This window comes from Caulobacter sp. (assembly GCF_035254145.1).
Classification (GTDB): domain Bacteria; phylum Pseudomonadota; class Alphaproteobacteria; order Caulobacterales; family Caulobacteraceae; genus Caulobacter.
In genome coordinates this window covers 1-4,115 of sequence record NZ_DATFAV010000194.1, presented here as the reverse complement: position 1 = coordinate 4,115, position 4,115 = coordinate 1, and the positions used below count along the sequence as shown (strand labels likewise).

3 protein-coding genes are annotated in these 4,115 nt (G+C 71.6%); 2 read left to right on the top strand and 1 reads right to left on the bottom strand.

Annotated elements, in window-relative coordinates; genetic code table 11:
* Window positions 1-62: 62 nt before the first annotated feature.
* Complete coding sequence (locus VJ655_RS11915; protein WP_324111313.1) at window positions 63-1,874, bottom strand: feruloyl-CoA synthase; 1,812 nt, start codon at window positions 1,872-1,874, stop codon at window positions 63-65.
* A gap of 768 nt (window positions 1,875-2,642) precedes the next feature.
* Here VJ655_RS11915 and VJ655_RS11910 point away from each other — a divergent pair.
* Complete coding sequence (locus VJ655_RS11910) at window positions 2,643-2,993, top strand: YciI family protein (RefSeq protein WP_324111309.1); 351 nt, start codon at window positions 2,643-2,645, stop codon at window positions 2,991-2,993.
* A gap of 20 nt (window positions 2,994-3,013) precedes the next feature.
* The coding region (locus VJ655_RS11905) for an RNA polymerase sigma factor (protein WP_324111311.1) at window positions 3,014-4,115 on the top strand (1,102 nt) is incomplete at its 3' end.

The following is a 4,115-nucleotide window of genomic DNA, read 5'->3' as shown; positions in this document are numbered from 1 at the left end:
GAGGAGCGCCGGCAACGTCGCCTAGGTCCCCGCTTTCGCGGGGATGAGCGGTTGTTGGCCGGTCAGAAGACAAGAATGTCCGAGTCCGGGCTCTCCGCGAACAGCCGCTCCAGCTCGACGGGTCGGCGTTCGCGCGCCAGGGACTGGTTGATATAGCCCTTGTCGGTCAGCTCGCCGCTGGCCGCGTCGGGCGCGCCCTCCAGGATCAGCGCCCGGGCGATCCGACCCGTCCCGCCCTTGGCGTGCTGGTTGTAGGTCGCCAGGCGCTCGGCGATCGCCGCCCGCACCGCCGCCTCGTCGCCCCCGTGCTCGCTCTTGAGCCGCTCGCAGGCCTTGGCGTCGAGGAACAGCATCAGGCCGATCCCCTCGCGACCCTCGCCGCAGACGATCGCGTCCGAAACGAGCCCGCCCAGGGCCGAGACGGCCGCCACCCGCAGCGCGCCGGCGGCCACGAAGGCCCCGCTGGCCAGCTTGAAGTTCTCGACCAGCCGCCCGTCGAAGACGAGGCCCGCCGAGGGATCCTCCGGATCGGCCAGCCGCGCGGCGTCGCCCAGGCGGTAGAAGCCGTCCTCGTCGAAGGCCTGCTCGGTGGCTTCCGGCTGGTCCAGATAACCCGGCGAGACCTGCGGCCCCTTCACCCGGATCTCGAACTTGCCGCCCTCCCCCGCCGGGACCAGTTTCACCGAAGTGCCAGGCGTCGGCAGGCCGATCATGCCCGAGCGGGCGTTGGGCCAATGGATGTTGCAGGCCGTCGGCCCGGTCTCGGTCGCGCCGTAGCCGGCCGCGAAACTGATCCGCTCGCCCACCGTCCGCACGGCCACGGCCTGGACGCGATCCAGGATCGACTGGGCCATGGACGCCCCGCCGTACTGCAGCACACGGACCTTCTCGAAGAACCTGGCCGCCAGGGCCGGATCACGCTCCAGCTCGCCGACCAGCATGGCCCAGCCGGCGGGGACCATGTTGTGATAGGTCGTGGCGACCTCGCGCAGGTTCCGCACGGTCTCGTCGAAGCGGCCCGGAACCGGCTGGCCGGCGTCGATATAGAGGGTCCCGCCCCGGTGCAGCACCATGTGCAGTATGGCGTTGGCGCCCAGGCTGTGGCTCCACGGCGCGGAATTGACCAGCACCGGCGGCTCCGGATCGGCGTAGCAGGCCTCGATCTGGGCGGCGTTCAGCGCGATGTTGGCCTGGGTGCACAGCACCGCCTTGGGCTTGCCGGTCGAGCCGGAGGTCAGCAGCAGCTTGGCGATGTCCCCCGGGCGAGCGACCGGCGGGCGTGGCGCGCTCTTCAGCAAGTCCTCGAGGGCGACATCGCCTGGACGGGCGTTGCGGCTGACGATCACGGGCAGGCCGGCCAGGAACGGCGCGGCCAGGGCCTCGCCGAACGCCTCGGCGTCGTCGACATAGACGGCGGCCGGCTTCAGCCGCTCGACCGCGTGCCGCAGGCGGGTCAGGTCCGCGCCCTTGAGCCCGTACTGCGGGGAGACCGGCGCGGCGGGCGCGCCCAGACTCATGGCGGCGTAGGCGATCAGGGCGTGGTCGATCCCGTTGCGGGCCAGGATCAGCAGCGGCTGGCCGCGCTCGAGCCCCAGCGCCGCCAGGCCGCCGGTCAGGGCCTCGATCCGCGCCTTGGCCTGAGCGTAGGTGACCGTGCGCCAGCCGTCGGCGCCGGCGACTCGTTCGGCCAACCAGACCCGGTCCGGCGCCTCGGCGGCCCACCGCGCCAGCGGCTCGGTCGTCGTCCGCACCGCGTCCGAATAGGGATTGGGATTGCGCAGGATCAGGGTCTGGCCCTGGCGCTCGACGTCCAGCGCGCGCGGCGCGTAGCGAGTGTCCCGGAAGGGCGCGGTGTTGGGTGTCGATCCGTCCATGCCCTCAGTTATGTCGCGGGTCATACAGCTGTTCCAGACAAATCCGCCCCCGTCGGAGAGGAGGATTGGGACATGGCTTTCCCGCCTCACGCGGCTGGCCGCTGAAGGGATGGAAGGGACGCGGAGCGCCGGACATCCGTCCGGAGGTTTGGGTAGTGAGTACCGTTTCGACGAAGCCAGGACGCTCCGCGTGGTTCGTTATCCGGTGAGCCAGCGGGGCGCGGGGTTTTAACCCGCTCCCGACAGTCGGCCCCCGACGGGCGGGCCGGGGCGACGACCCCGGTCCCGGAACGCCCGGGCGATTTCAGCCCGGACCTGTCGCGCCGCCGAAGCCTTCGCCGCCAGCCTTTCGTCCCGATGTTTCAGGGAGCCCGTGCTGGATCCGTCGCGAAGACGCCTTCCCGAAGAAAGACCGGCGAGCGCTTCCCGCTCGACCACCCCCGACAGCCGTCACGATCGCCGGCCGGACGTCCCTTCCAAGCCATCGGGTGAGGAAGAGTATGGAGCGCGGCTGAACGCGGATCATTAGAGAGGGGGTAAAAGTCAGAAGCGGTTGATTTCGTGGAATTCAAGATCGCGAACGCGGATGATTGAGCGCCGCGAACGCTCCTAAATCCTCCCCCTAGCGGGGGAGGATTTAGGCTGGCCGTGTATCCACTCGCCTGCACCCTCGACATTTTTCGGGGCCCGCTGTCGAATCCGCCGGAGCTCACGCGTCTCAAGGATCGAAGCGCCGCGAGGGTCGCGGGCTCGCCAGGAGTGATCGTCATGAAATACGCCCTGCTGATCTTCGAGGACGAAAGCCGCTATCGCGGCGAGAACGGCCGCGCCTGGGAGGAAATCCTGGCCGCGCACCAGGCCTTCGCCGGCGAACTGGCGTCCAAGGGAATGCTGCAAGGCGGCGCGGGGCTGAAGACCAGCGACACCGCCACCACCGCCCGCAAGGCGTCGGGCCAGTACGCCCTGCACGACGGCCCCTACGCCGAGGCGCGCGAGCAGTTGGGCGGCTTCTACATCGTCGAGGCCGCCAGCCTGGACGAGGCCCTGGCCCTGGCCAAGCGCGTGCCCCTGGCCGGCGACGGCTCGATCGAGGTCCGGCCGCTGATCGACGAAGATTGACCGCTCGGGACGCCAACCTCGTGCTGGACCGCGCGGCGCGCGCGTCCGGCGGCCGGATCGTCGCCGCCCTGGCGGCGGCGTTCCGCGACCTCGACCTGGCCGAGGAGGCCTTCGCCGAGGCCTGCGCGCGGGCGGCGGCCGTCTGGCCGACCACTCCGCCGCTGGCGCCCGACGCCTGGCTCTACGCCACGGCGCGACGCCACGCGCTGGATTTGATCCGTAAACGGAATGTCAGGTCGCGCCTCGCGCCCGAACCGCTCGAACCGGAACCCTCGGCCGAGGATCAACTGGTCTTTGACGCCCGCCTGATCCCCGACGAGCGGCTGCGGCTGATCTTCGTCTGCTGCCACCCGGCCGTCGCCCCCGAGGCCCGCGCGGCCCTGACCCTGCGGCTGGTCTGCGGGCTGTCGAGCCAGGAGATCGCCCGCGCCTTCCTGGTCTCCGAGCCGGCCATGCTGCAGCGCCTGACCCGCGCCAAGAAGAAGATCGCGCAGGCCGGCGTGTCGTTCGAGGTTCCCGGCCCCGAGGCCTGGCCCGAGCGCCTGGCCGCCGTGCTCTCGACCCTGGAGGTGGCCTACGCCCGCGCCCACGAGGACGCGGCCGGGGCGGGCGCCCACGCCGGCTACGCCCAGGAGATGCTGGGCCTGACCGCCGTGCTGGCCGAGCTCTTGCCGAACGAAGCCGAGTGCCTGGCCTTCGCCGCCCTGGTCCGCTTCGCCGAGGCGCGACGGCCGGCGCGGCTTGACGCCGAGGGGGCCATGGTCCCGCTGGCCGACCAGGATCCGGCCCTGTGGCGCCGTCCCCTGATCGACGAAGCCGACCTCCTGCTGCGACGGGCCGCGCGGCTGAACGCGCCCGGCCCCCGGCAGCTGCGAGCGGCCCTGCATGGCGCCTGGAGCGCGCGGCGGTCGCTGGACGATCCGCCGCCCTGGCCGGCGATCCTGGCTCTGCATGACGCCTTGCTGGGCTTCGGAGAGGATCCGTTCGTGCGGGTCAACCGCGCGGTCGCCCTGGCGGAGATGGCGGGGCCGGCCACGGCCCTGGCCGAACTGGACGCCCTGGACGCCGCGCGCCTGGCCGATTTCCAACCGTTCCATGCGGTGCGCGCCGACCTTTTGGCCC